Annotated in this window: 23 protein-coding genes, 1 pseudogene and 1 riboswitch; of the genes and pseudogenes, 13 read left to right on the forward strand and 11 right to left on the reverse strand. The window is 72.4% G+C overall.

The window, feature by feature from the left end; genetic code table 11:
• Nucleotides 1–18 precede the first annotated feature (18 nt).
• The 3 genes from ABZT87_RS07265 to ABZT87_RS07275 form a co-directional block, all read right to left on the reverse strand.
• Complete coding sequence (locus ABZT87_RS07265; protein WP_354853778.1) at nt 19–1,380, reverse strand: hypothetical protein; 1,362 nt, start codon at nt 1,378–1,380, stop codon at nt 19–21.
• Nucleotides 1,381–1,484: 104 nt separating this feature from the next.
• Nucleotides 1,485–1,733, reverse strand: coding sequence for a hypothetical protein (locus ABZT87_RS07270; RefSeq protein WP_355134218.1), 249 nt, complete (start codon nt 1,731–1,733; stop codon nt 1,485–1,487).
• 134 nt (nt 1,734–1,867) lie between these two features.
• Nucleotides 1,868–2,344: a MarR family winged helix-turn-helix transcriptional regulator gene (locus ABZT87_RS07275; RefSeq protein WP_355134220.1), complete on the reverse strand. Its 477-nt coding sequence runs from the start codon at nt 2,342–2,344 to the stop codon at nt 1,868–1,870.
• A 74-nt stretch (nt 2,345–2,418) separates the two neighbouring features.
• Here ABZT87_RS07275 and ABZT87_RS07280 point away from each other — a divergent pair, with 74 nt between their 5' ends.
• Nucleotides 2,419–2,973, forward strand: coding sequence for a carboxymuconolactone decarboxylase family protein (locus ABZT87_RS07280; protein WP_355134222.1), 555 nt, complete (start codon nt 2,419–2,421; stop codon nt 2,971–2,973).
• Nucleotides 2,974–3,020: 47 nt separating this feature from the next.
• Here the strand turns inward: ABZT87_RS07280 and ABZT87_RS07285 are convergent, their stop codons facing one another.
• A complete protein-coding gene (locus ABZT87_RS07285; protein WP_355064758.1) occupies nt 3,021–3,896 on the reverse strand; it encodes an alpha/beta hydrolase in 876 nt (291 codons plus the stop codon).
• Nucleotides 3,897–4,058: 162 nt separating this feature from the next.
• On the opposite strand from ABZT87_RS07285, the pseudogene ABZT87_RS07290 reads away from it, so the two are divergent.
• The 4 genes and pseudogenes from ABZT87_RS07290 to mqnP all read left to right on the forward strand — a co-directional run.
• Nucleotides 4,059–4,325, forward strand: a pseudogene (locus ABZT87_RS07290) (helix-turn-helix transcriptional regulator); the annotation flags it as partial.
• A gap of 108 nt (nt 4,326–4,433) precedes the next feature.
• Nucleotides 4,434–4,616 (forward strand): DUF397 domain-containing protein, encoded by a 183-nt coding sequence (locus tag ABZT87_RS07295; RefSeq protein WP_355134604.1) that lies wholly within the window; start codon nt 4,434–4,436, stop codon nt 4,614–4,616.
• 178 nt (nt 4,617–4,794) lie between these two features.
• Complete coding sequence (locus ABZT87_RS07300) at nt 4,795–6,255, forward strand: menaquinone biosynthesis decarboxylase (protein ID WP_355134224.1); 1,461 nt, start codon at nt 4,795–4,797, stop codon at nt 6,253–6,255.
• A complete protein-coding gene (mqnP, locus tag ABZT87_RS07305) occupies nt 6,255–7,166 on the forward strand; it encodes a menaquinone biosynthesis prenyltransferase MqnP (protein ID WP_355134226.1) in 912 nt (303 codons plus the stop codon). Before ABZT87_RS07300 ends, mqnP begins: the two co-directional genes overlap by 1 nt.
• On the opposite strand, the gene ABZT87_RS07310 is transcribed toward mqnP, so the two are convergent.
• Nucleotides 7,163–8,125 carry a terpene synthase gene (locus ABZT87_RS07310; protein ID WP_354853798.1) on the reverse strand — a complete coding sequence of 321 codons (963 nt, stop codon included), beginning with the start codon at nt 8,123–8,125 and terminating at the stop codon, nt 7,163–7,165. The genes mqnP and ABZT87_RS07310 overlap by 4 nt on opposite strands.
• Before the next feature lie 161 nt (nt 8,126–8,286).
• Between ABZT87_RS07310 and ABZT87_RS07315 the strand changes: the two genes are divergently transcribed.
• The gene (locus tag ABZT87_RS07315) at nt 8,287–8,916 is read left to right on the forward strand and encodes a UbiX family flavin prenyltransferase (RefSeq protein WP_354853801.1); all 630 of its coding nucleotides are present in this window, start codon (nt 8,287–8,289) and stop codon (nt 8,914–8,916) included.
• Between the two features lie 100 nt (nt 8,917–9,016).
• On the opposite strand, the gene ABZT87_RS07320 is transcribed toward ABZT87_RS07315, so the two are convergent.
• Nucleotides 9,017–9,283 (reverse strand): BldC family transcriptional regulator, encoded by a 267-nt coding sequence (locus tag ABZT87_RS07320; protein ID WP_007454516.1) that lies wholly within the window; start codon nt 9,281–9,283, stop codon nt 9,017–9,019.
• A 269-nt stretch (nt 9,284–9,552) separates the two neighbouring features.
• Between ABZT87_RS07320 and ABZT87_RS07325 the strand changes: the two genes are divergently transcribed.
• The 3 genes from ABZT87_RS07325 to ABZT87_RS07335 are packed head-to-tail and all read left to right on the forward strand — an operon-like array spanning nt 9,553 to nt 12,021.
• The gene (locus tag ABZT87_RS07325) at nt 9,553–10,011 is read left to right on the forward strand and encodes an Lrp/AsnC family transcriptional regulator (protein WP_354853802.1); all 459 of its coding nucleotides are present in this window, start codon (nt 9,553–9,555) and stop codon (nt 10,009–10,011) included.
• 56 nt (nt 10,012–10,067) lie between these two features.
• A complete protein-coding gene (locus ABZT87_RS07330; RefSeq protein ID WP_354853805.1) occupies nt 10,068–10,898 on the forward strand; it encodes an SDR family oxidoreductase in 831 nt (276 codons plus the stop codon).
• Between the two features lie 31 nt (nt 10,899–10,929).
• A complete protein-coding gene (locus ABZT87_RS07335) occupies nt 10,930–12,021 on the forward strand; it encodes a PLP-dependent cysteine synthase family protein (RefSeq protein WP_355064766.1) in 1,092 nt (363 codons plus the stop codon).
• A 76-nt stretch (nt 12,022–12,097) separates the two neighbouring features.
• On the opposite strand, the gene ABZT87_RS07340 is transcribed toward ABZT87_RS07335, so the two are convergent.
• The 4 genes from ABZT87_RS07340 to ABZT87_RS07355 all read right to left on the reverse strand — a co-directional run bounded on the left by ABZT87_RS07340 (nt 12,098) and on the right by ABZT87_RS07355 (nt 18,451).
• Entirely contained in the window at nt 12,098–12,718 is a 621-nt protein-coding gene (locus tag ABZT87_RS07340; protein ID WP_355064801.1) for a putative glycolipid-binding domain-containing protein, read from the reverse strand.
• A gap of 109 nt (nt 12,719–12,827) precedes the next feature.
• Nucleotides 12,828–14,870, reverse strand: coding sequence for a DEAD/DEAH box helicase (locus ABZT87_RS07345; RefSeq protein ID WP_355134228.1), 2,043 nt, complete (start codon nt 14,868–14,870; stop codon nt 12,828–12,830).
• A gap of 259 nt (nt 14,871–15,129) precedes the next feature.
• Nucleotides 15,130–16,779, reverse strand: a complete 1,650-nt coding sequence (locus ABZT87_RS07350; protein WP_355134230.1) for a hypothetical protein — start codon at nt 16,777–16,779, stop codon at nt 15,130–15,132.
• Between the two features lie 112 nt (nt 16,780–16,891).
• On the reverse strand, nt 16,892–18,451 hold the full coding sequence (locus ABZT87_RS07355) for a C40 family peptidase (protein WP_355134606.1): 1,560 nt from the start codon (nt 18,449–18,451) through the stop codon (nt 16,892–16,894).
• A 237-nt stretch (nt 18,452–18,688) separates the two neighbouring features.
• Here ABZT87_RS07355 and mqnE point away from each other — a divergent pair, with 237 nt between their 5' ends.
• The 3 genes from mqnE (at nt 18,689) to ABZT87_RS07370 (ending at nt 20,658) form a co-directional block, all read left to right on the forward strand.
• Nucleotides 18,689–19,858 (forward strand): aminofutalosine synthase MqnE, encoded by a 1,170-nt coding sequence (gene mqnE, locus ABZT87_RS07360; protein WP_355134232.1) that lies wholly within the window; start codon nt 18,689–18,691, stop codon nt 19,856–19,858.
• A gap of 23 nt (nt 19,859–19,881) precedes the next feature.
• Nucleotides 19,882–20,319, forward strand: a complete 438-nt coding sequence (locus ABZT87_RS07365) for a hypothetical protein (protein ID WP_355134234.1) — start codon at nt 19,882–19,884, stop codon at nt 20,317–20,319.
• A 63-nt stretch (nt 20,320–20,382) separates the two neighbouring features.
• A complete protein-coding gene (locus tag ABZT87_RS07370) occupies nt 20,383–20,658 on the forward strand; it encodes a DUF4229 domain-containing protein (RefSeq protein WP_355134236.1) in 276 nt (91 codons plus the stop codon).
• A 124-nt stretch (nt 20,659–20,782) separates the two neighbouring features.
• Here the strand turns inward: ABZT87_RS07370 and ABZT87_RS07375 are convergent, their stop codons facing one another.
• A complete protein-coding gene (locus ABZT87_RS07375; RefSeq protein ID WP_354853824.1) occupies nt 20,783–22,120 on the reverse strand; it encodes a C39 family peptidase in 1,338 nt (445 codons plus the stop codon).
• A gap of 212 nt (nt 22,121–22,332) precedes the next feature.
• Here ABZT87_RS07375 and ABZT87_RS07380 point away from each other — a divergent pair, with 212 nt between their 5' ends.
• The gene (locus ABZT87_RS07380) at nt 22,333–24,210 is read left to right on the forward strand and encodes a M14 family zinc carboxypeptidase (RefSeq protein ID WP_355134238.1); all 1,878 of its coding nucleotides are present in this window, start codon (nt 22,333–22,335) and stop codon (nt 24,208–24,210) included.
• 177 nt (nt 24,211–24,387) lie between these two features.
• A riboswitch (cobalamin riboswitch) is annotated at nt 24,388–24,452 on the forward strand.
• Nucleotides 24,453–24,538 lie beyond the last annotated feature (86 nt).

Below are 24,538 nucleotides of genomic sequence, written 5' to 3' on the forward strand. Positions count from 1 at the left end.
CGTCTTTCGTTGCCCTGGTCAGCTCACGGTCACCGGGGCGATGTCGTTGCTCGGGTCGTCGTCAACCCGGGGGTAGCGGCCGTACGGCTGCACCTCGCCGGCGGCTCCGGTGAGGCTGTCGATGCGCAGGTCGAAGGTGACCGTGTGGCTCGTCCCGGCCGGGAACACGGCCCCCGGCCCGTTGCAGTACCAGGTCGTCGGGGCGTCTCCGGCGGTCTCATCGTCGCCGTTGAGCCAGCAGCCCGACGGGTTGGCGAGCACTGTGGTGCCGGCCGGCGGCACGAAGAGGAAGGCGCCGACACCGTCACCGGAGTTGGTGGCGTCCGGGACACCGGGGCCCTCGTTGCGGAGGCCCACCGTGACCCGGACGGTGTCACCGACGGCCCCGGTGACGGTTGCGCCCTCGGCGACGATGTCGAAGGCGCCCTGGACGTTCCGCAGGTAGGTCTGCCCGCCAGCGCCGGTCACCTCGACCGGGATCACGCCGAGCGGCCGCCCGACCGCGCGCAGCCGCAGTGCCTGGTCGGCCTCGCGGCGCGCGAGTTTCACACCACTGGGCAGCGGCCCGGCGCTGGCCAGCGGCTCCACGATCTGCGTGATCCGCTTGTCGCCGAGGGTGGCCGGGCCGACAGTGGTGGCGAGCCCGCCGCGCAGCTCGTGCCGCTGGCCGGGCGCGAAGGTGCCGCGCACGGTGCAGACGGCCACGGTGGCGAGCACCTGGTCGGTGCCGTACCGGCAGTTGCGGTAGCTTGCCGGGACCAGGCCCACCGGGAAGCGCATGGTGAGCCGCAGGTCGACGGTCGGCTGGTCACCGGCGTTGACCACGGCCACCGGGACGGGGCGCGTGTCGCCCACCTCGACGCCGGAGACGTACTCGTCGACCATGTCGAGCAGGTCGGGCCCGGACCGCACGGTGATCGTCGCCTGCTGGGTGTACGCCTCGGTCTGCTCGCCGAATGCCGTGTAGTCGAGCGTGCCGGTCACGCCGTCGGCGGCACCGGGAGCGGCCCGGAACACCACCGGCACGGTTCCGGTGAGCGTGCCGAAGTCGTCGACGGCGTTCGGTGGCATCGGGCAGGTGACCGAGGTGGCCTCGGTGACGCACCAGTCGGGGAAGCTGGCGGTGGCCACGCCGGCCAGGCCGGCCAGGTCGATGGTCACCCGGGGCTGGGTGGCCCCGGTGCTGGTCAGGGTGAGCGGCACCGTCCGGGCGGGAGCACCGGGGCCGCCGACCGTCAGGTCCCCCAGCCAGCCGCTGACCCAACCGGGGTCGTCAGCGGCCGCAGCGGGACCGGCCACCACGCCGACCGCCGTGGTGGCCACGACCAGCGCGCTCAGACCGCGCAGGAGCCTGCCACGCGTAACGTGCACAGATCTCATCGATCTCCTTGGTGAGGGATGAGCCGGTCGGTAGAAGCCGGGGCTGCTGCGACCCGACCCGACCGGCACCCCTGATCCTAGAGATCGCCTGTGTCAGTTCTCGATCAGTCGATCGGAGCCTGAACACCGTCGGAACGGGCCTCGCCGCGTGGCGGCGGCCCGGGTCGCCAGCGGCGCAACGCCCGCTCGACCTGGATGGTGACCTGATAGGACACCTCGGGCAGGTCGGCCAGCTCGATCCGCTCGCCCCGCAGCGCCACCTGCGCGTGCAGCTCCCGGGCGATGGTGTCGCGCAGCTCGACCAGCAGCGGCGACAACCCGTCCGGGTCGCCGACGACGTACGCGTCCGACATGCCCCCAGCCTGCGCCGGGGTCCGGCCGTTTGGCCAGGACCGGTGAGATGTGCCCGCAGGGCTTGACCCACGCCGATGGGGTGGCGTCCTGCGCCCCGCAGGGCACCACGTCGGCGATCCGGTGTGGAGCAGGGTCAGCCGCCGAACCAGCCCGGCACGTCCAGGCGGAACCAGTTGGCCGAGGCCATCGTGCGCAGGTCGTCCTCCAGGGCGGCGACCCGTTCCTCGCCCAGGGCCTCGGCCCACTGCTCGCGCAGCCGGTCGAAGATCTCCGCCGAGCGGCGTAGCCCGTCGGCGCCGTGTTCCGTCACCCGGACCAGCCGGCGGCGGGCGTCGGACGGATCGTCGACCCGTTCCAGGTAGCCGACGGAGACCAGCCGGTCGACCGTCTTGCCGGCCGCCTGCTTGGAGATGCCCAGCCGTTGGCCCAGCTCGGTGGCGGTGGTGCCGTGCACCCCGACGGCCTGCAACACGAAGCCGTGCAACGGGCGCAGCTCGGGATGCCCCTGCCGGGCCAGTTCGGCGTGCAGGTCGTCGATCAGGGTGCGGAAGCCGGCCAGCAGCAGCAGCGGGAGCTGGAAGCCGGGCCGGGCGGGATCAGCGGTTGCCATGTTCGACAACCACGTTTACTATTTCGTCAACCACGTTGACCATTTTACGGCGTACGCCGTGGAAGCAGGTAACCATGTCCGTCTTTCCCGTCCACACCGCCGAGACCGCACCCACCGCCGCCCGCCGGACCGTCGAGGGCGTACGCGGCCGGTTCGGCTGGCTGCCCACCCCGGTGGCGCTGATGGCCGAGTCGCCACAGCTGCTCAGCGGCTTCCTCACCGCCAGCGCGGGCTTCGAACAGACCAGCCTCGCGCCGGTGGAGCGGGAGGTGGTCATCCTGACCGTCTCCACCTCCCACGAATGCCACGTCTGCGTGGCCCTGCACACCGGCAAGCTCACCGAGATCGGCGCGAGCACCGCGCTGATCACCGCGTTGCGCGGCGGCACGGAGCTGCCCGAGCCGCGACTGGAGGCGCTGCGCCAGTTCACGCTGGCCGTGCTCAAGCACCAGGGCGCGGTGCCCGACGAGGAGTTGGAAGCCTTCCTGGCGGCCGGCTACCAGCCCCGGCAGGCGCTGGAGGTGGTGCTCGGCGTCGGGGCGTACACGATGTCCGCCTTCGCCAACCGGCTCACCCGCGCGCCGCTCGACCCGCCGCTGGCCGCCCACGCCTGGGCGCCCGCCGCCTGACCGCCGCATCGCCCGCCGCCCGCAGGGCTGACCAGCGGCGGCGGCCCTCAGCCCGCACCGAGGAAGTCGCGCAGCAGGGCCAGCATCTCGTCCGGGCGTTCCTCGTACAGCCAGTGTCCGCAGTCGTCGATCACCTCGCCGCGGACCGTGTCGGCGTACCGGCGGACCTGCTCGGCGACCTGTCCACCGAGGCTGGCCGACGCGCCGACGGCCAGCACCGGCATCGTCAGCTTCGTGGCCCGGTACGCCGCGTTGTCGACGATGTCCTGATCGAACGCCCGGAAGTAGGCGAAGCTGGCCGTCAGGTGCGCCGGGTCGCGCAGATGGCGGGCGAACTCCTCGATGTCGGGCGCGGCCATGCTGCCCTTGCGCACCATCAGGGCATCGGTGAACCGGTCCACCCAGAGCGACTCCCGCCCGCGGACCAGCTCCTCCGCGAGCCCGTTGCCGATCGAGAAGAAGCCGAAGTTCCACACCCCCGGCCCGGCCGCGGTGAGCGCGGGGAACGTGTAGATGCTCTCGTCGGGAATCGGCGCCTCGGTGAGCGCCAGCCGGCTCACCCGCTCCGGATGGGCGGCGGCGTACGCGTACGCCACCATCGTTCCCAGGTCGTGCCCGACCACTCGCAGGTCGGCGGTCAGGCCGAGCTGGTCGAGCAGTGCGTGCAGGTCAGCGGCCACCGTCTTCTTGTCGTACCCGCCAGCGGGGGCGTCGCTGTCCCCGAACCCGCGCAGGTCGGGCGCGACCACGTCGTAGGAGCGTCCCAGCTCGGGCAGCAGGTGCCGCCACATGTGCGAACACTGCGGATAGCCGTGCAGCAGCACCAGTGGCGGGCCGCTGCCGCCCCGGACGTAGTTCATGGTGATCTCGCCGATCCGCGCCTGTTGCTCAGTGAACCCCGCCGGCATCCGCTCCGCCCCCATCGCTGCCTCCGTCCGCCCGCTTTGAGACTCGCGATACCCCGATATGGCCGTTGGATGCTGACTCAGGGTCGCGAGTTCGCTACCTTGCGGCAGGCGGATCGATGTGGTCCTTCATTCACGGCGGGAGGCGGGCGAATGGCCCCAGTGGTGTCGACGGTGGCGATGATCCGGGACCAGCTCCGCCGGTCGCGGCTCGCGGCCGGCATGAGTCAGGAGGAGTACGGCAAGCGGGCGCACTACTCGCCCTCCATGGTGTCGGCGGTCGAGTTGGGCCAGACCGTGCCCAACCTGGCGTACCTGACCCGGGCCGACGAGGTGCTCGACACCGGTGGGCTGCTGGTCTCGCTGCGCGAGCTGGGCCGGCGAGACGGTGAGCCGGTCTGGTTCCGGCCCTGGTTGGAGGTCGAGCGGGTCGCCACCCAGTTGCGAGAACAACGAGGTGGCGACCCTGCTCGGAAGGTGGGAGAGTCTGCGCAGTGACGCGCTGCCCCGGCAGCAGTCCATCGACCTGCTCGAGGAGATCGTGAAGCCATGGATCTGACCGGAGCCCGCTGGCACAAGTCCACCCGGAGCGGCAACGACGCCGGCGCCTGCGTCGAGGTCGCCGACAACCTGCCCGACCGGGTGCACGTCCGCGATTCCAAGGACCGCGACGGCGGCGTGCTGACCTTCAGCCCGGCCGCGTGGCGCGCCTTCGTCGAGCTGGCCCGCACCGACTGACCGCGCCGAACGACCGCGCCGCCGGTCCAGGAGCTGTCGCTGGGCGGTGGCCCGCGCCGACCTGGCCGGTGGCCGCGCCACCCGCCAGAGCCGCGGACAGCCGTCGACCCCGGGCCGTCGCGGGTGTCACAGCACCCGCTGTGGGCCACCCCGGACCCGGTGCGGGAGACTGGGCGTCATGGCGGCTCGTGGCTTCCCGTACACCGATCTCAAGGACTTTCTCGCGGCGCTGGAGCGCGCGGGGGAGCTGCGTCGGGTCGACGTCCCCGTCGACCCGACCCTGGAGATCAGCGAGGTGGTCACCCGCACGGTGCGCGCCGGTGGGCCGGCGCTGCTCTTCGAGCACCCCACCCGGGGCGAGATGCCGGTGGCGATCAACCTGTTCGGCACCGAGAAGCGGATGGCGATGGCCCTCGGCGTCGACTCGCTGGACGAGGTCGGCGCCCGGATCGGCGCGCTGATCAAGCCGGAGCTGCCGGTCGGCTGGTCCGGCATCCGCGAGGGCCTCGGCAAGGTCATGCAGCTCAAGTCGGTGCCGCCGCGCAAGGTCAAGACCGCGCCCTGCCAGGAGGTGGTCTACTCCGGCGACGACGTCGACCTGGGCCGGCTGCCGGGGTTGCAGGTGTGGCCCGGCGACGGTGGGATCTTCCACAACTACGGGCTGACCCACACCAAGCACCCGGAGACCGGCAAGCGCAACCTGGGCCTCTACCGGCTCCAGCAGCACGGCCGCAACACGCTGGGCATGCACTGGCAGATCCACAAGGATTCGACCGCGCACCACGCGGTCGCCGAGCGGCTCGGCCAGCGCCTGCCGGTCGCCATCGCGATCGGTTGCGACCCGGTCGTCTCGTACGCGGCCAGCGCGCCGCTGCCCGGCGACATCGACGAATACCTGTTCGCCGGGTTCCTGCGGGGCGAGCGGGTGGAGATGGTCGACTGCCTCACCGTCCCGTTGCAGGTGCCGGCGCACGCGCAGATCGTCCTGGAGGGCTACCTGGAGCCCGGCGAGCGGCTGCCCGAGGGGCCGTTCGGCGACCACACCGGCTACTACACGCCGGTCGAGCCGTTCCCGGTGCTGCACATCGAGACGATGACCGCGCAGCGCGACCCGGTCTACCACTCGATCGTCACGTCGAAGCCGCCGCAGGAGGACCACGGCCTCGGCAAGGCCACCGAGCGGATCTTCCAGCCGCTGCTCAAGCTGATGATCCCGGACATCGTCGACTACGACCTGCCGGCCGCCGGGGTGTTCCACAACTGCGCGATCGTCTCCATCCGCAAGCGCTACCCGAAGCACGCGCAGAAGGTGATGAACGCGATCTGGGGCGCGCACCTCATGTCGCTCACCAAGCTGATCGTGATCGTCGACGAGGACTGCGACGTGCACGACTACAACGAGGTCGCCTTCCGCGCGTTCGGCAACGTCGACTACGCCCGTGACCTGCTGCTGACCGAGGGCCCGGTGGACCACCTCGACCACTCGTCGTACCAGCAGTTCTGGGGCGGCAAGGCCGGCGTCGACGCGACCCGCAAGCTGCCCACCGAGGGCTACACCCGCGGTTGGCCGGAGGAGATGACCATGGCCCCGGAAGTCGCGGCCCTGGTCGACAAGCGCTGGAAGGAGTACGGGATCTGATGGCCGTCCTCGACGCACCGGTGGAGAAGCCGGGCCGGGTCAAGTCCTTCCTCAAGCTCGTCGCGATCGAGCACTCGGTGTTCGCGCTGCCGTTCGCGTACCTGTCGGCGCTGACCGCCATGCAGGTCAACGGCGGGCACGTGCGGTGGCTCGACCTGCTGCTGATCACCGTGGCGATGGTCGGCGCGCGGACGTTCGCGATGGCCGCCAACCGGATCCTCGACCGGCGCATCGACGCCCGGAACCCGCGTACCGCCGGACGGGAACTGGTCACCGGGGCCGTGAGCGTGCGGACGGCCTGGACCGGCGCGGCCGTCGCGCTTGTGGTGTTCCTCGCCGCCGCCGCGCTACTCAACCCCCTCTGCCTGGTGCTGGCGCCGCTCGCCGTGGTGCCGCTGGTCGTCTACCCGTACGGCAAGCGGTTCACCAACTGGCCGCACGCCATCCTCGCGATCGCTCAGGCGGTCGGCCCGGTCGGCGCCTGGCTCGCGGTCACCGGCACCCTGGACGGCTCCTGGCCGGCCTGGCTGCTCGGCGCGGCGGTCGGCCTGTGGATCGGCGGCTTCGACCTGATCTACGCCTGCCAGGACTCCGAGATCGACCAGGAGATCGGTGTGCGCAGCGTGCCCGCCCGGTACGGCCGGCGCTTCGCCCTGCACGCCTCCACCGTCGCGCACGTGGTGACGTTCGCGCTGTTCATCTGGTTCGGCGCGCTGGTCGGCTTCGGTTGGCTCTGGTGGATCGGGCTGGCGTTGACCGCTGTCGCGTTCGGCTACCAGCACCTGGTGGTCAGCCCGACCGACCTCAGCAAGGTCAACCGGGCGTTCTTCACCGCCAACGGCTTCGTCGGCATCGCGCTGTTCGTGTTCGCCCTGCTCGACCTGGTGATCCGCCTCGACCTGCGCCCCTAGGCGTTGGTCGGGTAGCGGGCGCTCTCCAGCGTCCAGTCGATGGTGCCGCGCACCGCGTACGCGACCCCGTCGAGATGGTCGGTGACCGCCTCGTCCAACGCCGGCCCGAACGACGGCACGGCGGCGCGGAGCGCCACGAACTGTCGCATCGACTCCCGCCAGCGCTCGGCCACCCGGTCGACCGCCTCCGCCGCCGACACGCCCTGCTCGGCCTGCGTGGCCAGGACCAGGTTGTGCCCGCCCGAGGTGGCCCGGTCCCGGTCCAGCGAGGCCACGTCGTTGTACCAGGAGAGCAGGTCGTTGCCGGTGCGCGCGACCTGCCGCAGCAGCGGGTGATGGTAGACCGCATCGGGCAGCGGTCGGCCGCTGACGAACTCCACAAGCGGGTACGACACCTCCGCCGCCGAGGTTTCCCGCCGCAACTCGACGTACTCGCCGACGCTGGGACGGCGGCCGGCCTCCTTGTTGACCGCCTCCCGCCAGGTGCCGTCGAGGTGCCGGGCCACCGCGTCGGCGAAGCGCTGCCGCCACCGGGCCGGCATCCGGCGGCGCGGCTCCCGCCAGGCCAGCACCAGCAGCCGCCGCAGCGGACCGGTCAGGCCGCCGTGCCGGAGCCGGGGGCCGTCGTGCAGCAGTGCCAGCGTCCCGTCGCGTAGCGCCCGGATCTGCGCCGGATCGAGCCGGTTCGGCCCGTCGCACGCGTCGTCGACGAGGAAGAACCAGGTGAAGAGGGCGGTCAGCACCCGCAGGTCGGCTTCGCTGGCGTCCGGGTAGAGCCGCCCCGCGTACCGGGCGAAGCCGCCCCGGGCCAGCCGGTGCAGCGCGGCGTCGTCGAGCGGCAGCCCCAGCTCGGGCAGCAGACCGAGCAGCCACTGCTGGACCCGGTCGGCGTGCGGCGAAGACCGGGCCGGAATCGGGCATTCGGCGCGCAGCGCCCAGAGGACCTCGCCGGTCGTCACCGATGCCTCCCGCGCGATCTGCTCCCGGTGCGAATCGCCACCGGCAGCATGTCAGGTCGGCGGGACGAGCAGAGACCCGCCCGGACATCTCGGACGGCTCGCGTCGACCGGATCGCGGGGGTGCCCACCGGCGTGCGACGCCGACCAGGCAGGCTGAGGGTATGCGGGAACCATGGGTGGTCGGGGTCTCCGGAGCCTCCGGCACGCCGTACGCGGCAGCCGTCGTCGGCGGGCTCCTCGACGCGGGCGAGCCGGTGGACCTCATCGTGTCCCGGGCGGCACGGCTCACCGTGCTCGACGAGACCGGCCGGTCGTTCCGCGACGCGCACTGGGCCGAGGACCTCGCCGCCTGGCTCGGCCGGGACCTGACCGACGCGGACGTACGGCACTGGCCGGCGGGTGACCTGGCCGCCGGGCCCAGCAGCGGCTCCTACCGGGTACGCGGAATGGCGGTCGTGCCCGCGAGCACGGCGGCCTGCGCGGGCATCGCGATCGGGCTCTCCAAGGACCTGCTGCAACGCGCCGCCGAGGTCAACCTCAAGGAGCGCCGACCGGTGGTGGTGGTGCCCCGGGAGACGCCGGTGACCCGCAGTCACCTGGAGCATCTCCTCGCGTTGCACGACGCCGGGGCGGTGGTGCTGCCGGCCAGCCCCGGCTTCTACGGCGCGGGCGCGGCGGCCAGCGCGCAGCAACTGGTCGACTTCGTGGCCGGCAAGGTGCTGGACGCGCTCGGCGTGCCACACACCCTGTTCCGCCGCTGGTCCGGCCAGCTCGGCGCGGCCCGGGGCTGAGCCGTCGGCTCAGCCTGTTCGGCCGGGACGCCCGGCCGGTTGTCGCAGCGGGACGCGGACCGGACTGGTGTCCGGTCCGCCTGACGTTGTCCGCACCAGTTCAGTACATGCCGGCGTTGGCCGGACCCGGCCCGGTGGAGGCAGCCGGACCCACGTTGCGTGGCTTTCCGACCTCGTCCACCTCGTCCAGCATGCCCTCCCCCTCAAGCAGGGCCCGCACCTCGGATTCCCGAAACCGGCGATGCCCGCCTGGAGTCCGGATGCTTCCTATCCGGCCGGCCGCCGCCCATCTCGTCACAGTTTTCGGGTCCACCCGAAACAGCGCGGCGACCTCACCCGGTGTCAGCAGGCGATCTCCAGTGTCCACAGCCCCCTCCTCGCGTCGACGAAGCCCCTGGCTGAACACACTGCCCCCGGCTGGTGCGAGCCCAGAGCCGTCATGAGGGACGTATGGCAATTACAGCACCAGGGACCTGGCCTGTCCGCCAAACGCGAAAAATGCACTGACTGGGAAGTTAGTAAATGGTACTGGTGCAACCCCTACCTAGACGGTCAGTTTATGAACGGTTACTCACTGTTCTGACCAACGGATGCCGAAGGCGTCGCGTTACGCCCAACACGTTAAGGTCACTCTCCGTGGACGCCATCGACCTGAGCCTCGTCGACCTGCTGCGGGGCAACGCCCGCCTCTCGTACGCCGAGCTTGCCCGGCAGGTGGGCCTCTCCGCCCCCGCCGTGCACGAACGCGTCGGCAAGCTGGAGAGCAGTGGCGTGGTCCGGGGCTACCGCGCGGACGTGGAACCCGAGGCGATCGGGCTGGGTGTCACGGCGCTCATCGGCATCGTCGAGGACTCCGGCGCGGACTCCGACGACATGCTGGAGTCGCTGCGGGTGCTGCCCGAGATCGAATCCTGCTACTTCATGGCCGGCGTCGAGTCGTTCCTGCTCAAGGCCCGGGTCGGCACGATCGCCGAGCTGGAGCAGCTCATCGTGCGGCTGAACCGGACCCCCGGGGTCGCCTCGACGCGCACCGCCATCGCCCTCTCCACCAAATGGGAGAACCGCCCCCAGCCGCTCGGCCCGCCGCCCGCCTGACCCTGCTGCGCCGCGTACCCCTGGTGTCGTCCGGCGCGCGGCGGTAGCGTGCGCCGATGACCTCGCCGGGACGCGGAGCGGCCGTGGTGACCGGGGCCGCCGGCGGCCTGGGCCGCGCCGTCGCCGCCGCGCTGCACGCCGACGGCTGGTCGGTGCTGCTCACCGACCTCGACCCGGACGCGGCAGCGGCCGCCGCTGTGCCGTTCGGCGGCTGGTCGGCCGCACTGGACGTCCGCGACGAGGCCGCGTGCGCCGAGATCGCGGCGACCGCCGCGAGTCGAGGCGGCCTCGGCCTCTGGGTCAACAACGCCGGCATCCTGGTCACCGGCCCCTCCTGGGAGCACGACGGGCCGACCCGCCGCCGGGTGCTCGACGTCAACGCGCTCGGTGCCATGAACGGCACACTCGCCGCGCTGGCGGTCATGCGCGACCAGGGCCACGGCCACGTCCTGAACATCGTCTCGCTGGCCGGGCTCATCGCCGCACCTGGCGAGACGGTGTACGCCGCCAGCAAGCACGCACTGCTGGCCTTCAGCCTCGGCACCCTCTCTGACCTGCGGATGGCCGGGTACCGGCGGGTGCACGTCTCCTGCCTCTGCCCGGACGGCATCTGGACCCCGATGCTGCACGACCGGCTGGACGACCCGGGCGCGCTGGCCTCGTTCACCGGGTCGATGCTGACCCCGCAGCGGGTGGCCGCCCGGGCCGCCCGGCTGGCCCGCCGGCCCCGCCCGGTGGTCAGCCTGCCCCGCTGGCGAGGCGCCCAGGTCCGGCTGCTGGACGCCCTGCCCCGACTCGCCGTCGGACTGAGCCCTCTCGTCCAGGCCGTCGGCCGGGCCGGGCAACGCCGACAGTCACGCCGCTCGACGCCTCCGGACCGCGGCTGAGCGCCGCTGGCCTGCTTGCTAGGTTTCCCGCGTGACTCATCTCGACCGGTGCGACGAGGCCAGCCGCAGCTGGGTGACCGAGGCGATCGCCGCCGTCGAGGCGGACGCGAACCGCTCGGCCGACACCCACCTGCTGCCGTTCCCACTGCCCCGGGCCTGGGGAATCGACCTCTACCTCAAGGACGAGTCGTCACACCCGACCGGCTCGCTCAAGCACCGGCTGGCCCGTTCGCTGTTCCTCTACGGCCTCTGCAACGGCTGGATCGGGCCGCGCACCACGATCGTCGAGGCGTCCTCGGGCTCCACGGCGGTCTCCGAGGCGTACTTCGCCCGGATGCTCGGGCTGCCGTTCATCGCCGTGATGCCCGCCTCCACCTCGCCCGAGAAGATCACGCAGATCGAGTTCCAGGGCGGCCGTTGCCATCTGGTGGACGACCCGGCGGGCGTCGTGGTCGAGGCCCGCTGGCTGGCCGAGGACTCCGGCGGCCACTTCATGGACCAGTTCACGTACGCCGAGCGGGCCACCGACTGGCGGGGCAACAACAACATCGCCGAGTCGATCTACGCGCAGTTGGGGCTGGAACGCCACCCGATCCCGGCGTGGGTCGTCGTGGGCGCCGGCACCGGGGGCACCAGCGCCACCATCGGCCGGTACGCCCGCTACCGCCGCCTGGCCACCAAGCTCTGCGTCGTCGACCCGGAGAACTCCGCCTTCTATCCGGCCTGGCTGGCCGCCGACTGGTCGGTGCGCACCGGCAGGGGCTCCCGCATCGAGGGGATCGGTCGGCCCACCGTCGAGGCGTCCTTCCTGCCGTCGGTCGTGGACCGGATGGTCCAGGTGCCGGACGCCGCCTCGCTGGCCGCGATGCGCGCCGGCTCAGCGGTGCTCGGCCGCCGGGTGGGCGGCTCCACCGGCACCAACCTGTGGGGCGCGTTCGGCCTGATCGCCGAGATGCTCGCCGAGGGCCGGACCGGCTCGGTGGTCAGCCTGATCTGTGACGCCGGTGACCGGTACGCCGACACGTACTACTCCGACGACTGGGTGGCCGCCCAGGGCCTCGATCTGGCGCCCCATGCCGCCACCATCGAGCGCTTCCTGACCAGCGGCGCCTGGCCCGCCTGAGCAGCGCGTCCCCTGCTCCTAGGGCTCTGCCTCCGTGCGGCCTGGCTTCGGCTGCGGGCCTGTCGGATCGGCTCGGTCACCGTGGGTCGATGCGCTCCGCCAGGCCGGGGTAGCGCACCACGTAGCCGTCGGCGTCCAGGTCGATGTCCGCCGTGAAGGTGCCGCTGGCGAATCGGACCCGACCCGGCCCGAGCCCGGTGTAGATCTGCTCGGCCGGCACCACCTCCAGGCCGGGCAGCAGCACCCACGCGACGGTGATCCGGCGCGGCATGTCGGCCGGCCCGCTGGTCAGCCCGAGCCGGCGCACCGGGACGGCATTGAACAGCGGCGAGCCGCTCAGGTCGACGTCGAGCGCCTCGGCCAGGCGATCCGGGTCGTCGGTGCCCGGCAGGCCGGACCGGGGATGCCCGGCCCTGGTCAGCGCCGCGTCCAGGTCGCCCTGCTCGGCGGTGGTCACCCGCCACCGGGACGCGGCCCGCTCCAACGTCACCCGGCGCAGCCAGCCCGACCCCTCGGCCTCGACCTCGACGCGGGCGGTGCTCCAGTCGGGCGCCGTGGTCAGCCGGTAGCGGGCGGTGAACGGAATCGGGTCCACGGCGAGCAGCGTGCCCCGCGCCGCCAACCCGTCGCCGTCGGTGAACAGAGCCTGCTCACTGCCGGCGGTGTCCGTCCGGGACCAGAAGATCGACTTCGCCATGGTCGCCATGAGCCGGACGTTACGCGACCAGACCGACATCGGCCACGGCATGCGCGAACGCCGCCGCGAAGCGTGGGCTCCGCGACGGCGTTCCGGTGGATCAGTGGGATCAGTGGGTACGCGCCGCCGGCCGGCCGCCGAAACCGCGACGGTCGTCGCGCGGCCGGTCGTCCCGACCGCGACCCTCGGAGCGGTAACCACCCCGGGTGTCCCGGTCGGCGAAACGCCGCTCGTCGGCCGGCCGGTCACCCCGGTCAGCCTGCGGCCGGTCGCCGAAGCGCCGCTCGCCGGTGGGCCGGTCGCCGTACTGCCGGTCGCCGGTCGGACGGTCGCCCGTCGGACGGTCGCCGTAGCGGCGCTCACCCTGCGGTCGGTCGCCGTACTGCCGGTCGCTGGTCGGACGATCGCCGAAGCGCCGCTCGCCGGTGGGCCGGTCGCCGTACTGCCGGTCGCCGGTCGGGCGGTCGCCATAGCGGCGCTCGCCCTGCGGTCGGTCGCCGAAGCGCCGCTCGCCGGTCGGTCGGTCGCCCCGGCCGTCCCGGTCGCCGAACTGCGGGCGGTCGCCGTAGCGCCGTTCGCCGGTGGGTCGGTCGCCCCGGCCGTCCCGGTCGCCGAACTGCGGGCGGTCGCCGTAGCGCCGTTCGCCGGTGGGTCGGTCGCCGTAACCCCGGCTGTCCCGATCGGCGTAGCGGCGGTCGCCCTGCGGGCGGTCGCCGTACTGCCGGTCGCCGGTCGGGCGGTCGCCGTTGCGGCGCTCACCCTGCGGCCGGTCGCCGTAGCGGCGCTCGCCGGTCGGCCGGTCACCGAAGCGGCGCGGACCCCCGGAACGGTCGTCGAAGCGGCGTGCGCCGCCGGAACGGTCGCCGAAGCCGCGAGGCTCCGCTTCCACGCGAACCGGGACGCCGCTGGGCTCGCGGGCGCCGATCAGCTCGGCCAGCACCGGGTCGCCGACCCGGACGCGGGTCTCGGCCGGTGCCACGCCGGCCTTCTCCAGCATGGCGAGGGTGGTACGGCGCTGCTTGGGCAGCACCAGCGTGGCGACCGCGCCGGACTCGCCGGCCCGGGCGGTGCGGCCGGCGCGGTGCAGGTAGTCCTTCGGGTCCTTCGGGGGGTCGACGTGCAGCACCAGGGTGACCCCGTCGACGTGGATGCCCCGGGCCGCCACATCCGTGGCGACCAGGACGTTCATCCGGCCCTCACGGAACTCGGCCAGGGTCTTGGTCCGCATCCGCTGGGTCTTGCCGCCGTGCAGCCCACCGGCCCGTACGCCGACCGCCGCGAGCTGCTCGACGAGCCGGTCCACACCCAGTTGGGTGCGGGCGAAGACCATGGTCCGCCCGTCCCGGGCGGCGATCGACGCGGCCACCGGGAACTTCTCGTGCGGCGGGATCAGGAGCATGTGGTGATCCATGGTGGACACCGACGCGGTGGACGGCGCGGTGGAGTGGGTCACCGGGTCGTTCATGAACCGCCTGACCAGCGCGTCGACGTCACCGTCGAGGGTGGCCGAGAAGAGCAGCCGCTGACCGTTGGCCGGCGTCTTCGCCAGCAGTTCGGTCACCTCGGGCAGGAAGCCCATGTCGGCCATCTGGTCAGCCTCGTCGAGCACCGTCACCTCGACGTCGTCGAGCTGGCAGATGCCCCGCTCGATCAGGTCGCCGAGCCGGCCCGGGGTCGCAACGATGACCTCCACGCCGCGCCGGAGCGCGTCGATCTGGCGGTCGTACGGAACGCCGCCGACGGCGGTCTTCAAGAAGATGCCGACGGACTTGCCCAGCGGCACCAGCGCATCGTTGACCTGCATGGCCAGCTCACGGGTGGGAACCAGGACCAGGGCGCGCGGCCGCATCGGCCGGGCCCGGTTGCGGGTGGCGAGCCGAGCGATCATCGGCAGGCCGAAGGCGAGCGTCTTGCCCGACCCGGTCTGCCCACGGCCCAGCACGTCCCGGCCGGCGAGGGCGTCCGGAACGGTGGCCCGCTGGATCTCGAACGGAGCGGTGATGCCCTGGCGGGCCAGGGCACGAACCAGCGGCTCGGGCAGACCCAGGCCGGCGAAGTCGATCGGCTCGGCGGTCTCGGACGGAGTGTTCTCGGTCGAGACCGGCTCGGCCGCGACGACGCTGGACGTCTCCGGGGCTGCGTCGATCGCCACCGGGGTGGAATCGAAAACGGACGAAACGGTGCTGGAGTCAGCAGAGGTGGTCAACAAATGCCTTTCGAGCGGGGCGCATCTTCGCGATGGCCTGCCGCGGCTGTGCCGCCGGATCGCCCGCAAGATCGCCCAAGGGCGCGCACCACGCGCGCCGGGTCAGTGATCTCGACCAGTGTACGGCGCTTCGGCGAAGCCGCCAGCCGGTTGACCGACGGTAGTGGGCGGACTCACGGACCCGCGAACCCGCCCGGTCGCCGGATCAGCCGTTGAGCACGCTGCCCACCAGGCCGTCCAGGGCATCGTTGGCGAGCAGCACGACCAGCACGCTGATCCCCACCAGCAGCCCCAACGCGGCGATCAGGACGATCACCACCCGGGTGTTTCGCGATCGCTCGGCCGGCGTGTCCGACCAACCCTGGGCGAGGATGTGCCCGGTCAGCGACCCGGAATTCTCCACCGCCGCGTTGGCCGGCAGGGCGATCGTGGCGAATCCCGGCCCCTCACCGCCGCCGTAGACGGTGCCCGCCAGGTCGGTGCCGCCGTTGCGCCTTCCAGCGTGCGGGCCGGCCGGCGCGTCCCGCCGGGCGGGGCCTCCCGGCGGCGTGGTCGTCCGGTAGCCCGTACCACCGGTCGCCGGCGTGCCGGCGGTGGACGGTGGCCAGCTCGGCAGCGCGGGCGCCGGCACCACCGGTGGGGCCGAGACAGGAGCCTCGGCCCGTGCGCCGCTCGGGGCCGACAACGCAGCATCCGACGTCCGGGCGCTGCTCGCGGCCGACGTCGCGGCACCCGACGTCCATGCGTTGCTCGGGGCCGACCAGGCGGCATCCGACGTCCCTGCGCCGCTCGGGGCCGGCGGTGCGGCATCCCGGCTCGGCTGTGCCCCGGTCGGGGCGACGTGCGAGGCGTTGACGGTTCGGGGTGCCGCGTCGGTCACGGACGGCCACGCGGCCGGCGGCGCGGAGACCGACGCGGTGGCCCGTACGCCCGGCGTGCCGATCGTCGCCGGGGGCGGCGGGAACGGTGGCGCTGGCATCGGACCGGGCGGCGGCGGTGGCGCGGGCACCGGCGGGCCGGGCGGCGGCATCGGCGGCCCGGGAACCGGTGGTGTCGGCGGACCCGGCATGGGCGGCAGCGGCGAGGGCGGCGGCACGGGTGGCCCTGGCACGGGCGGCACCGGGGCCGGTGGCGGCGTGGGGGAGGGGCCCGGCGTCGGCGACGGGCCGGGCGGGTACGGACCCGGACTCGGCGCGGGCTCCGGGTCACCCGGCCCGGGAGGCGTCGGTTCCGGGGTCGGCGGCTCGGGAGGCTGCACCGGCTCCGGAGGCTCGGGACTGACCGGCCCCGACCGGTAGACGGCGGACGTGCTGGCCCGGGAGTCCGGCGTGCCCTCGCTGCCGGCCGCGACCCGGCTGCTGCCCGGCACCGTGGCGCTGGCCCGCGCGGGAGCGGTCGAGGTGGCTCGCTGGCCGGGCAACGGGACGCCGACCGGGCTGGCCGAGCCGGTCGCCCGGTAGGTGGTCGCGCTGGCCGGGGCGCTCGCCGGGAGATCACCGGGCAGCGCTCCGACGGTCGCGACGCTCGCGCGGGCCCGCACCGGGGCCGCGGCGGTCGGGGCAGGGGCAGCGTCATCCGGCGCCGGCTGCTCGACGTCGGCCTCGCAGGGCTGAGCGATGGCGGCGTTCTCGGCGCGAGCGTCGTCGGTGCCAGCGTCGTTCTCGGCGTCGTCCTCTGGCGCGGTGGCGTTCACGTCGGGCGTGGCGGCCTTCGCGTCGTCCGTGGCAGCCTTCGCGTCGTCGGCGGCCTCCGTGGGGGCCTGCCCGTCGAGCGTGGCGGCGGCTTCGCCGTCGAGCGGGTCGGCCTCCGTCAGCGCGGAGTCGACACTCTCCGCCGGATCTCTCTGCTCGGCCATCTCCGCCCTCCGCGCCACGCTCGCACCCGGCCCGTGACATCGGACCGGATGTGCCTGGTTGTCACCGTGCCACAGATCGCCCCGGGCGGACAGCCGGAGGCCGTGTGGCGGCTCAGCGGTCGGTGCTCGGGCTGTTCGTCGGGCTGTCGCTGGACGTCCCGCTCCGGCTGGTGGACGGTGTGGCGGCCGCGGAGGCTGATGCGCTGGCCGGTGCCGTGGTGGGTGGCGGCGGCGGGGTCGACGGCGTGTTCGTCGGGCTGCCCGTCGGGGTCGGCGTGCTGCTGCCGGTCGGCTTCGGGGTCGGGGTGCCGGTGGGCTTGGGGGTGGCCGATCCGGTCGGCTTGGGCGTCGGCTTGGTGGTCGGCGTCGGCTTGGTGGTCGGCGTCGGCTTCGCGGTGGGGGTCGGCTTGGTGGGCGGGGTCGGCGTGGTGGTGGGGGGCGGCGGAAGGGGCACGGTCGGAGTCGGCACCGCCCCGATCACCCGGGTCGCGGCGTAGAGCCGGGACCAGCCGACCACCGAGATCTTGACCACGTCGCCGGTCGTGGGCGCCTGCACCATCTTGCCGTTACCGATGTACATGCCGACGTGGTGGATCGTGGTCCAGCTGCTGCCGGAGGCGAAGAAGAGCAGGTCGCCGGGGAGCAGTGCGCTCTGCGGCACGGTGCGGGAACGGGTGGCCGCGTACTGGTCGCGGGAGACCCGGGGCAGGTCGAAGTAGTCGGCGCCCGGGGACCGGTACGCCGCCCACATCAGACCGGAGCAGTCGAACTCGTCCGGCCCCTCCTCCGACCACTTGTACGGGTCGCCGAGCTGGGCGAGCGCGTACCGGACGGCGGCCAGCGCCCGCGGGTGCGCGGACATCCCGCTGCTGCTCTGGCCGACGACGTAGCCCGCGCCCAGCTGCTGCTCGGCGGCCTCCTGCTGACGCTCGAGCTCGATCAGCTGCGTGGCGTTGTCCTTGCGCAGTTTGAGCAGGCTGGCCTCGGCGGTGCGCAGCGCCTTCTCGCCGGTGGCGAACTCGGCCTCGGCGGCGTCGACGGCGGTCTTGGCCGTGGCGTGCGCCTGGTAGGCGGCCTGCTCGTTGGCGCGAGCCCGGGACAGCTCGCCGGCCACGGCGGTGGTGGCGCCCTCGACCTTCTCGCCACGGTTGATCCGCTGGAGCCGGCTCAACCCCTGGATGTCGTTGGCGAAGTCACCGGGCGGCAGGGCGGCGGCTGCCTTGACCGCGTCCGAGGCGGCCGCGTCGGCTGCCTGCTGGGCGCGCAGGAGGGCGTCCTGCGTGGTCGCCAGCACCTTGCCGGCGGCGGCGAGCTGGGCCTGCGCGTCGGTGCGTTTCTGCCGGGTCAACAGGAGTTGGTCGCCGAGCAGGCCGACCTGGCTCTCGGCGGCGGCGATCTGGGCGGCCAGCGGGCCGGCGCCGACGTTGACCACCGGCGGGGCGGGGATGCCGGCGACGGGCGGGCTGCCGGGCACCTGCGGCGCGCCGATCGACGGCGGGCGGGCGCCGGTGTCCGGCACCGTCGTGGGCACGGCGGGCTCGGCGTACGCGGGAGTGGCCAGCACGGCGGCGGCGATCGCGCCGAGCAGGGCTGCCCAGAGCTTCGGTCGCAGCACCGGCGAGATCACCGGGCTCCGTCGTCGCTGCCGTCGCCCGCGCCCGCTGTCGACCATTCCACTCCCCGTCCGGTGCTCGGCGCCGCGCTTGGTGGGCACGGCCGTCGGGACGGTACCAGTGTGTGAGTTCCGCCCCACCTTGTCTTACCGCACGACGGCAGTGATGTCGATGCATCGGTGGGTTACGGGAGGCTGAGAGTCCGGTGAAGTGGATCCCTGCCGCCGACCGTGCCGCCGGGGCCACCGGAACGCCGACGTACCCTCGGGAGGGACCGCAGGTGGAAGGGACGTGCCATGGACGCCGGACTCAAGCGTGAGCTCGAAGCGAAGGTGTACGCCGGTGAGCGGCTGAGCCGCGAGGACGGCATCGCCCTCTACGACAGCGACGACCTGACCTGGTTGGGGCGGCTGGCGCACCACAAGCGCACCGAGCTCAACGGCGAACGGGTGATGTTCAACGTCAACCGTCACCTCAACCTCACCAACGTGTGCTCGGCGTCGTGTGCGTACTGCTCGTTCCAGCGCAAGCCGGGCGAGAAGGACGCGTACACGATGCGCATCGACGAGGCGGTCCGCAAGGCCAAGGAGATGGAGGACGAGCAGCTCACCGAGCTGCACATCGTCAACGGCCTGCACCCGACGCTGCCGTGGCGCTACTACCCGAAGGTGCTGCGCGAGCTGAAGGCGGCGCTGCCGAACGTCAAGCTCAAGTGCTTCACGGCGACCGAGGTCCAGTGGTTCGAGAAGATCAGCGGCCTGAGCGCCGACGAGATCCTCGACGAGCTGATGGACGCCGGCCTGGAGTCGCTGACCGGCGGTGGCGCGGAGATCTTCGACTGGGAGGTCCGGCAGCACATCGTCGACCACGCCTGCCACTGGGAGGACTGGTCGCGCATCCACGCCCTGGCGCACCGCAAGGGCATGAAGACCCCGGCAACCATGCTGTACGGCCACATCGAGGAGCCCCGGCACCGCGTCGACCACGTGCTGCGGCTGCGCGAGTTGCAGGACGAGACCGGCGGCTTCGCGGTCTTCATCCCGCTGCGCTACCAGCACGACTTCGTGGACTCGGCGGACGGCAAGATCCGTAACCGGATCCAGGCGCGCACCACGATGGCCTCGCCGGCCGAGTCGCTGAAGACGTTCGCCGTGTCCCGGCTGCTCTTCGACAACGTGCCGCACCTGAAGAACTTCTGGGTGATGCACGGTCTCTCGGTGGCCCAGCTCTCGCTGAACTTCGGTGTGGACGACCTGGACGGCTCGGTGGTCGAATACAAGATCACGCACGACGCCGACTCGTACGGCACCCCGAACACCATGCACCGCGACGACCTGCTGCACCTGATCTGGGATGCCGGGTTCCAGCCGGTCGAGCGGGACACCCGCTACAACGTGGTCCGGGAGTACGACACGGCGCCGTCGCTGGCCGAGCGCCGCGCCGAGCCGCAGCAGGTCTGGGCCTGAGGCACCACGTACCCTCGCAGTCGATGACCGAGCAGCGCGGAGCCGAGCAGCAGGGCGGGTTTCCACGGCGGGACGCCGAGGGACGCGTGCGTACCCTGGGCGATCTGCTCGGGGTGTGCCTGGCCGGCCTGGTCATCGGCGTGCTGGCGCTCGTGCTGTTCGAGTGGGCGTTCGCCTCGTTCGGCGCCGGCGACTTCGGCCACACCAACGGTTGGCTGGCGGTGATCCTGCCGGCCTGGCTGTTCTGGGACGATTTCCGGGCCTGGGATTTCGGCGCGGCCCGGGTGGTGGCGGCGTTCGTCGCGCTGGCGGTCGCGGTGCTCGTGGGGCTGCTGGTCGCCGGGCTGGCCGCCGGGTTCCCGCCGCTGCTGTCCGGCGCGTTGGGGGCACTGGCGTTCACCGTGGCGTACGCGCTGGTCTGGTTCCGCGGCGTCCGTTGGCTGGCCCGCCGGACCGGCTGACCCCGACCAGGTTGACTCTTCCGCCGGCACCGGCGGCTGACGGAGAGAACGGAAGTGGTGCAGGTGAGCGCGGCGGTCAAGTACACGCTGGGCCGGATCGGACTGTTCGTCGCCGTGCTGGCGGGTCTCTGGCTGGTCGACATGAACGTGTTCCTGAAGCTGATGCTGGCGCTGGTCTTCTCCGCCGCGCTCTCCTTCTTCCTGTTGCGCGGCTGGCGCAACGAGATGGCCGAGGAGATGGCCAGCGCCGCCGAGCGCCGCCGCACCGAGAAGGAACGCCTCCGCGCGGCCCTGGCCGGCGACGACGACCACCCCGACGAGCCTGAGCGGAAGCCGTAGGGCCGGAACGCCGATCCACCGCCGTGATCAAGAGGTTTGCGTCACCAGGACGGCTTCCGGTGACGCAAACCTCTTGATCATCGGCGTTCGGCGCAACCGGCGCTGGGCGCAACCGGCGTTGGGCCTACCAGTTGGTGGAGCCGGGGACCTTGGGCCAGGGCTTCGAGGTGGGCTTGATGAGGTACGCGATGCCGCCCGAGCCGCCGGAGACTCCGCCGCTGGCGTTGGTGCGCTTGGTCCGCAGCCAGATCTGCTCGAACTGCGCCCGCTTGTAGACGTTGCGCACGACGTCGTTGCTGGACGACGCGGGGTCGTTGACGATGACGTCGCCGTCAGCGGTGAAGCCGACCACCACGAACAGGTGCCCGGAGGTGCCGTAGTTCGCCCCGTCCAGCTCGCTGGCGAGGAAGGACTGGCTGGTCACCACGGGGATGCCGGCGGCGACGAAGCGCTCCAGCTCGTCCAGCGAGTGCAGCCGGGTCACCCGCCCCTCCAGTCCGGGGAAGCTGGCCGCGTACGCGGTGTTGAACGGCCAGTTGCCGGCGCCGTCGTACGCGTAGTCGTAGGTCATCCGGGCGGCGTGGTTGACCGTCGGGTCGGGATAGGTCGGGTCCACCCAGGAGGTGTCGGCCTCCGACGGCTTGCGCCCCCAGTACTCGACGACCATCTCCGTGGAGGTGGGCGAGCACCACGCCTCGCCGCCGCCGTCGTACTCCGGGTAGTGCCCGGCGTGCACGTTCTGCGAGTAGCGCGGCACCGGCAGCTCGACACCCCAGGCGATGTGCCCGGCGCTCGGCGGCACGGTGAACCGGTCCGGCACGGTGGAGCTCATCGCGCCGAGCATCCGCACCACCGGCGCGGCGGTCTGCCCCGGCGCCCGGTAGAGGGTCAGCCGCAGCTGGTACGACCGCAGCAGCACTCCGGCGTCGGCGTCGTCGATGCTGAAGGTGTCCGTCCAGATCGTCGACCAGGGGTCACCCTGCTTGTTGACGCTGGTCCGCTTGATGTCGGTGTCGCCGGAGGCCCAGCGGCCCATGACGTACCACGGGGTCTGGTCGCCGCTGGTGTAGCTGCCCTGCATCTCCACCTGGATCCAGGTGCCGGCGGGGGTCTCCGCGTTCCAGGAGGCGATCAGCTCGGTCGCGTCGAAGCCGACCTGGGTCACCGGCGAGGTCCAGGTGCCGTACTCCCAGGTGCGGGTGGTGCCGGTGTGCGGGTCGGCGTACTCGATGGTGCCGGCCGGGCGGGCCAGGGTGACGCCCGCTCGCGCGCCGGGCACGACGCGGGTGCCGTCCCGGCTGCCCCGGTGCCAGTCGGCGGGGCCGGACCAGTCCTGGAAGGTGATCTGCTCGTCGTGGGTGGGGGCCGGCGGCCGGGCCGCCGTCGCGGGGGCTGCGGTGGCGAGCAGGGTGAGCGCGCTGACGCCGGCGAGGGCGGCCGCGTGCAGGCGGGAGGAGGCCATGGGTGCTCCGCGGTGTCGAGTGGGGGCATCGTCGCTGGTCAGTGTTCCGCTTGGAGGGAAGTTTCGCCAGATGTTCGACGGCAGAAAATCTTTGCCGCAGCGATGGTCAACCTGGGATGCACAAGGCAGCGATCGATATTGATATGACCATGTGACTGATGGTGAAGTGTGCTTCACCGAGCGGGACATCCCGCCCTCCGAGGAGGTAGTCCATGACCCTGGGCAGACCCCACCCTCTCCGTCGTCTCCTGGTGCTCGCCGTCGTCACCGGGCTGGGAATCGTCACCGTCGCCGCCGGACCGGTCGCCGCCCAACCGGCACCGGACCGCACCGCCGAGCCGGCCGCCGCCGGCTACCGGGTGCTCGGGCCCCGGACCCTCGCCGACCGCAACGCGGTGGCCCGCACCGGGGCCGCCATCGACTACTCCGAACACGGCGTCCTGCACGTCTCGGCCACCGCCGGCGAGGCCGCCGCCATCGGCAGGCTCGGCTTCCGGCTGGAGCCGCTCGCCCCGCCACCGAACGCCGAACGCGGCGCCGGCGAGGTGGGCACGCTGGCCTTCCCGCCCGCCGACTCCAACTACCACGACTACGCGGAACTGACCGCCGTCGTGAACCAGACCGTCGCCGACCACCCGGCCATCGCCCGCAAGATCAGCATTGGTACGTCGTACGAGGGTCGCGACCTGATGGCCGTGAAGATCTCCGACAACGTCGGCACCGACGAGAACGAGCCGGAGATCCTGTTCAACTCCCAACAGCACGCCCGCGAGCACCTGACCGTCGAGATGGCGATCTACCTGCTCAACCTCTTCACCGACAGCTACGGCAGCGACTCCCGGATCACCAACATCGTCAACAGCCGGGAGATCTGGATCGTGCCGACGGTCAACCCGGACGGCAGCGAGTACGACATCGCCACCGGGTCGTACCGGTCCTGGCGCAAGAACCGCCAGCCCAACAGCGGCTCGTCAAACGTCGGCACCGACCTCAACCGCAACTGGGGCTACAACTGGGGCTGCTGCGGCGGCTCCTCCGGGTCGACGTCGTCGGAGACCTACCGCGGCCCGTCCGCGTTCTCCGCGCCCGAGACGCAGGCGCTGCGCAACTTCGTCAACAGTCGTGTCGTCGGCGGCACCCAGCAGATCAAGGCCAACATCGACTTCCACACCTACTCGGAGCTGGTGCTCTGGCCGTACGGCTACACGACCGCGAACACCGCCACCGGGATGAGCGCCGACCAGTACAACACGTTCGCCACCATCGGCCAGCAGATGGCGGCCACCAACAACTACACCCCGGAGCAGTCCAGCGACCTCTACATCACCGACGGCGACAGCCTCGACTGGATGTGGGCCACCCACAACATCTGGGCGTACACCTTCGAGATGTACCCCGGCTCGTCCGGCGGCGGCGGCTTCTACCCGCCCGACGAGGTGATCACCGCGCAGACCACGCGCAACCGGGAGGCGGTGCTGCTGCTCAGCGAGTACGCCGACTGCCCGTACCGGGCCATCGGCAAGCAGTCGCAGTACTGCGGCGGTGGCGGCGGCACCACGGTCTGGTCGGACACCTTCGAGACCGCCACCGGCTGGACCACCAACCCGGCCGGCATCGACACCGCCACCCTCGGAGTCTGGGAACGGGGTGCCGCCCAGGCCACCACGTCCTCCGGCGCCAAGCAGCTCACCCCGTACGCCGGATCCAACGACCTGGTCACCGGCCAGCTCGCCGGCTCGGCGGCGGGTGACTACGACGTCGACGGCGGCGTGACCAGCGCCCGGTCCCCGGCGGTGACCCTGCCGTCGTCCGGCACGCTGACCCTCTCGCTGGCCTGGTACCTGGCGCACGGCTCGAACGCCTCGTCGGCCGACTACCTGCGGGTGAGCGTGGTGCACAACGGCGGCACCACGGCCCTGCTCACCGAGGCCGGCGCGGCCGCCAACCGCAACGGGACCTGGGCGGTGGCGAACCTCAACCTCACCCCGTACGCCGGCCAGTCGGTCCGCATCCTCGTCGAGGCGGCGGACGCCTCCGGAGCCAGCCTGGTGGAGGCGGCTGTGGACAACGTCACCATCACGTCCTCCTGATCGGGTGGGGCCCCGCTCCGCCCCCGGCGGGGCCCCGCCACCCGCTCCGAGACTCCCGATCCGGGACATATGCCGCCCCCGTGACCACGATCCCGATCGACGAGTGTTGATCAACACTTGATCGATCCGGCACGTCCCGGCGGTGCGCTACCGTCTTATCGACCACTCCGCAGCGAAGCCGGTGCGAAACCGGCGCTGTCCCGCAACTGTGATGCCCCGCCCGACGGCGGGGACGAGCCAGGTCGCCTGCGGATGGGTCGCGACACGCGCTCTCGAGGAAGGGCGCCTCGTGGGCGGGCGTAACGAGTCCTGTCGGCGAAGCACCACA

Origin of the sequence: Micromonospora sp. NPDC005237, assembly GCF_040607775.1 — a bacterium.
Lineage (GTDB): Bacteria > Actinomycetota > Actinomycetes > Mycobacteriales > Micromonosporaceae > Micromonospora.

Excerpts from the sequence above, each read along its gene's own strand:
- ABZT87_RS07265 (WP_354853778.1), bottom strand. The coding sequence starts at position 1,380 with ATGAGATCTGTGCACGTTACGCGTGGCAGGCTCCTGCGCGGTCTGAGC.
- ABZT87_RS07270 (WP_355134218.1), bottom strand. The coding sequence starts at position 1,733 with ATGTCGGACGCGTACGTCGTCGGCGACCCGGACGGGTTGTCGCCGCTG.
- ABZT87_RS07275 (WP_355134220.1), bottom strand. The coding sequence starts at position 2,344 with ATGGCAACCGCTGATCCCGCCCGGCCCGGCTTCCAGCTCCCGCTGCTG.
- ABZT87_RS07280 (WP_355134222.1), top strand. The coding sequence starts at position 2,419 with ATGTCCGTCTTTCCCGTCCACACCGCCGAGACCGCACCCACCGCCGCC.
- ABZT87_RS07285 (WP_355064758.1), bottom strand. The coding sequence starts at position 3,896 with ATGGGGGCGGAGCGGATGCCGGCGGGGTTCACTGAGCAACAGGCGCGG.
- ABZT87_RS07300 (WP_355134224.1), top strand. The coding sequence starts at position 4,795 with ATGGCGGCTCGTGGCTTCCCGTACACCGATCTCAAGGACTTTCTCGCG.
- mqnP (WP_355134226.1), top strand. The coding sequence starts at position 6,255 with ATGGCCGTCCTCGACGCACCGGTGGAGAAGCCGGGCCGGGTCAAGTCC.
- ABZT87_RS07315 (WP_354853801.1), top strand. The coding sequence starts at position 8,287 with ATGCGGGAACCATGGGTGGTCGGGGTCTCCGGAGCCTCCGGCACGCCG.
- ABZT87_RS07330 (WP_354853805.1), top strand. The coding sequence starts at position 10,068 with ATGACCTCGCCGGGACGCGGAGCGGCCGTGGTGACCGGGGCCGCCGGC.
- ABZT87_RS07340 (WP_355064801.1), bottom strand. The coding sequence starts at position 12,718 with ATGGCGAAGTCGATCTTCTGGTCCCGGACGGACACCGCCGGCAGTGAG.
- ABZT87_RS07350 (WP_355134230.1), bottom strand. The coding sequence starts at position 16,779 with ATGGCCGAGCAGAGAGATCCGGCGGAGAGTGTCGACTCCGCGCTGACG.
- ABZT87_RS07355 (WP_355134606.1), bottom strand. The coding sequence starts at position 18,451 with ATGGTCGACAGCGGGCGCGGGCGACGGCAGCGACGACGGAGCCCGGTG.
- mqnE (WP_355134232.1), top strand. The coding sequence starts at position 18,689 with ATGGACGCCGGACTCAAGCGTGAGCTCGAAGCGAAGGTGTACGCCGGT.
- ABZT87_RS07365 (WP_355134234.1), top strand. The coding sequence starts at position 19,882 with ATGACCGAGCAGCGCGGAGCCGAGCAGCAGGGCGGGTTTCCACGGCGG.
- ABZT87_RS07375 (WP_354853824.1), bottom strand. The coding sequence starts at position 22,120 with ATGGCCTCCTCCCGCCTGCACGCGGCCGCCCTCGCCGGCGTCAGCGCG.
- ABZT87_RS07380 (WP_355134238.1), top strand. The coding sequence starts at position 22,333 with ATGACCCTGGGCAGACCCCACCCTCTCCGTCGTCTCCTGGTGCTCGCC.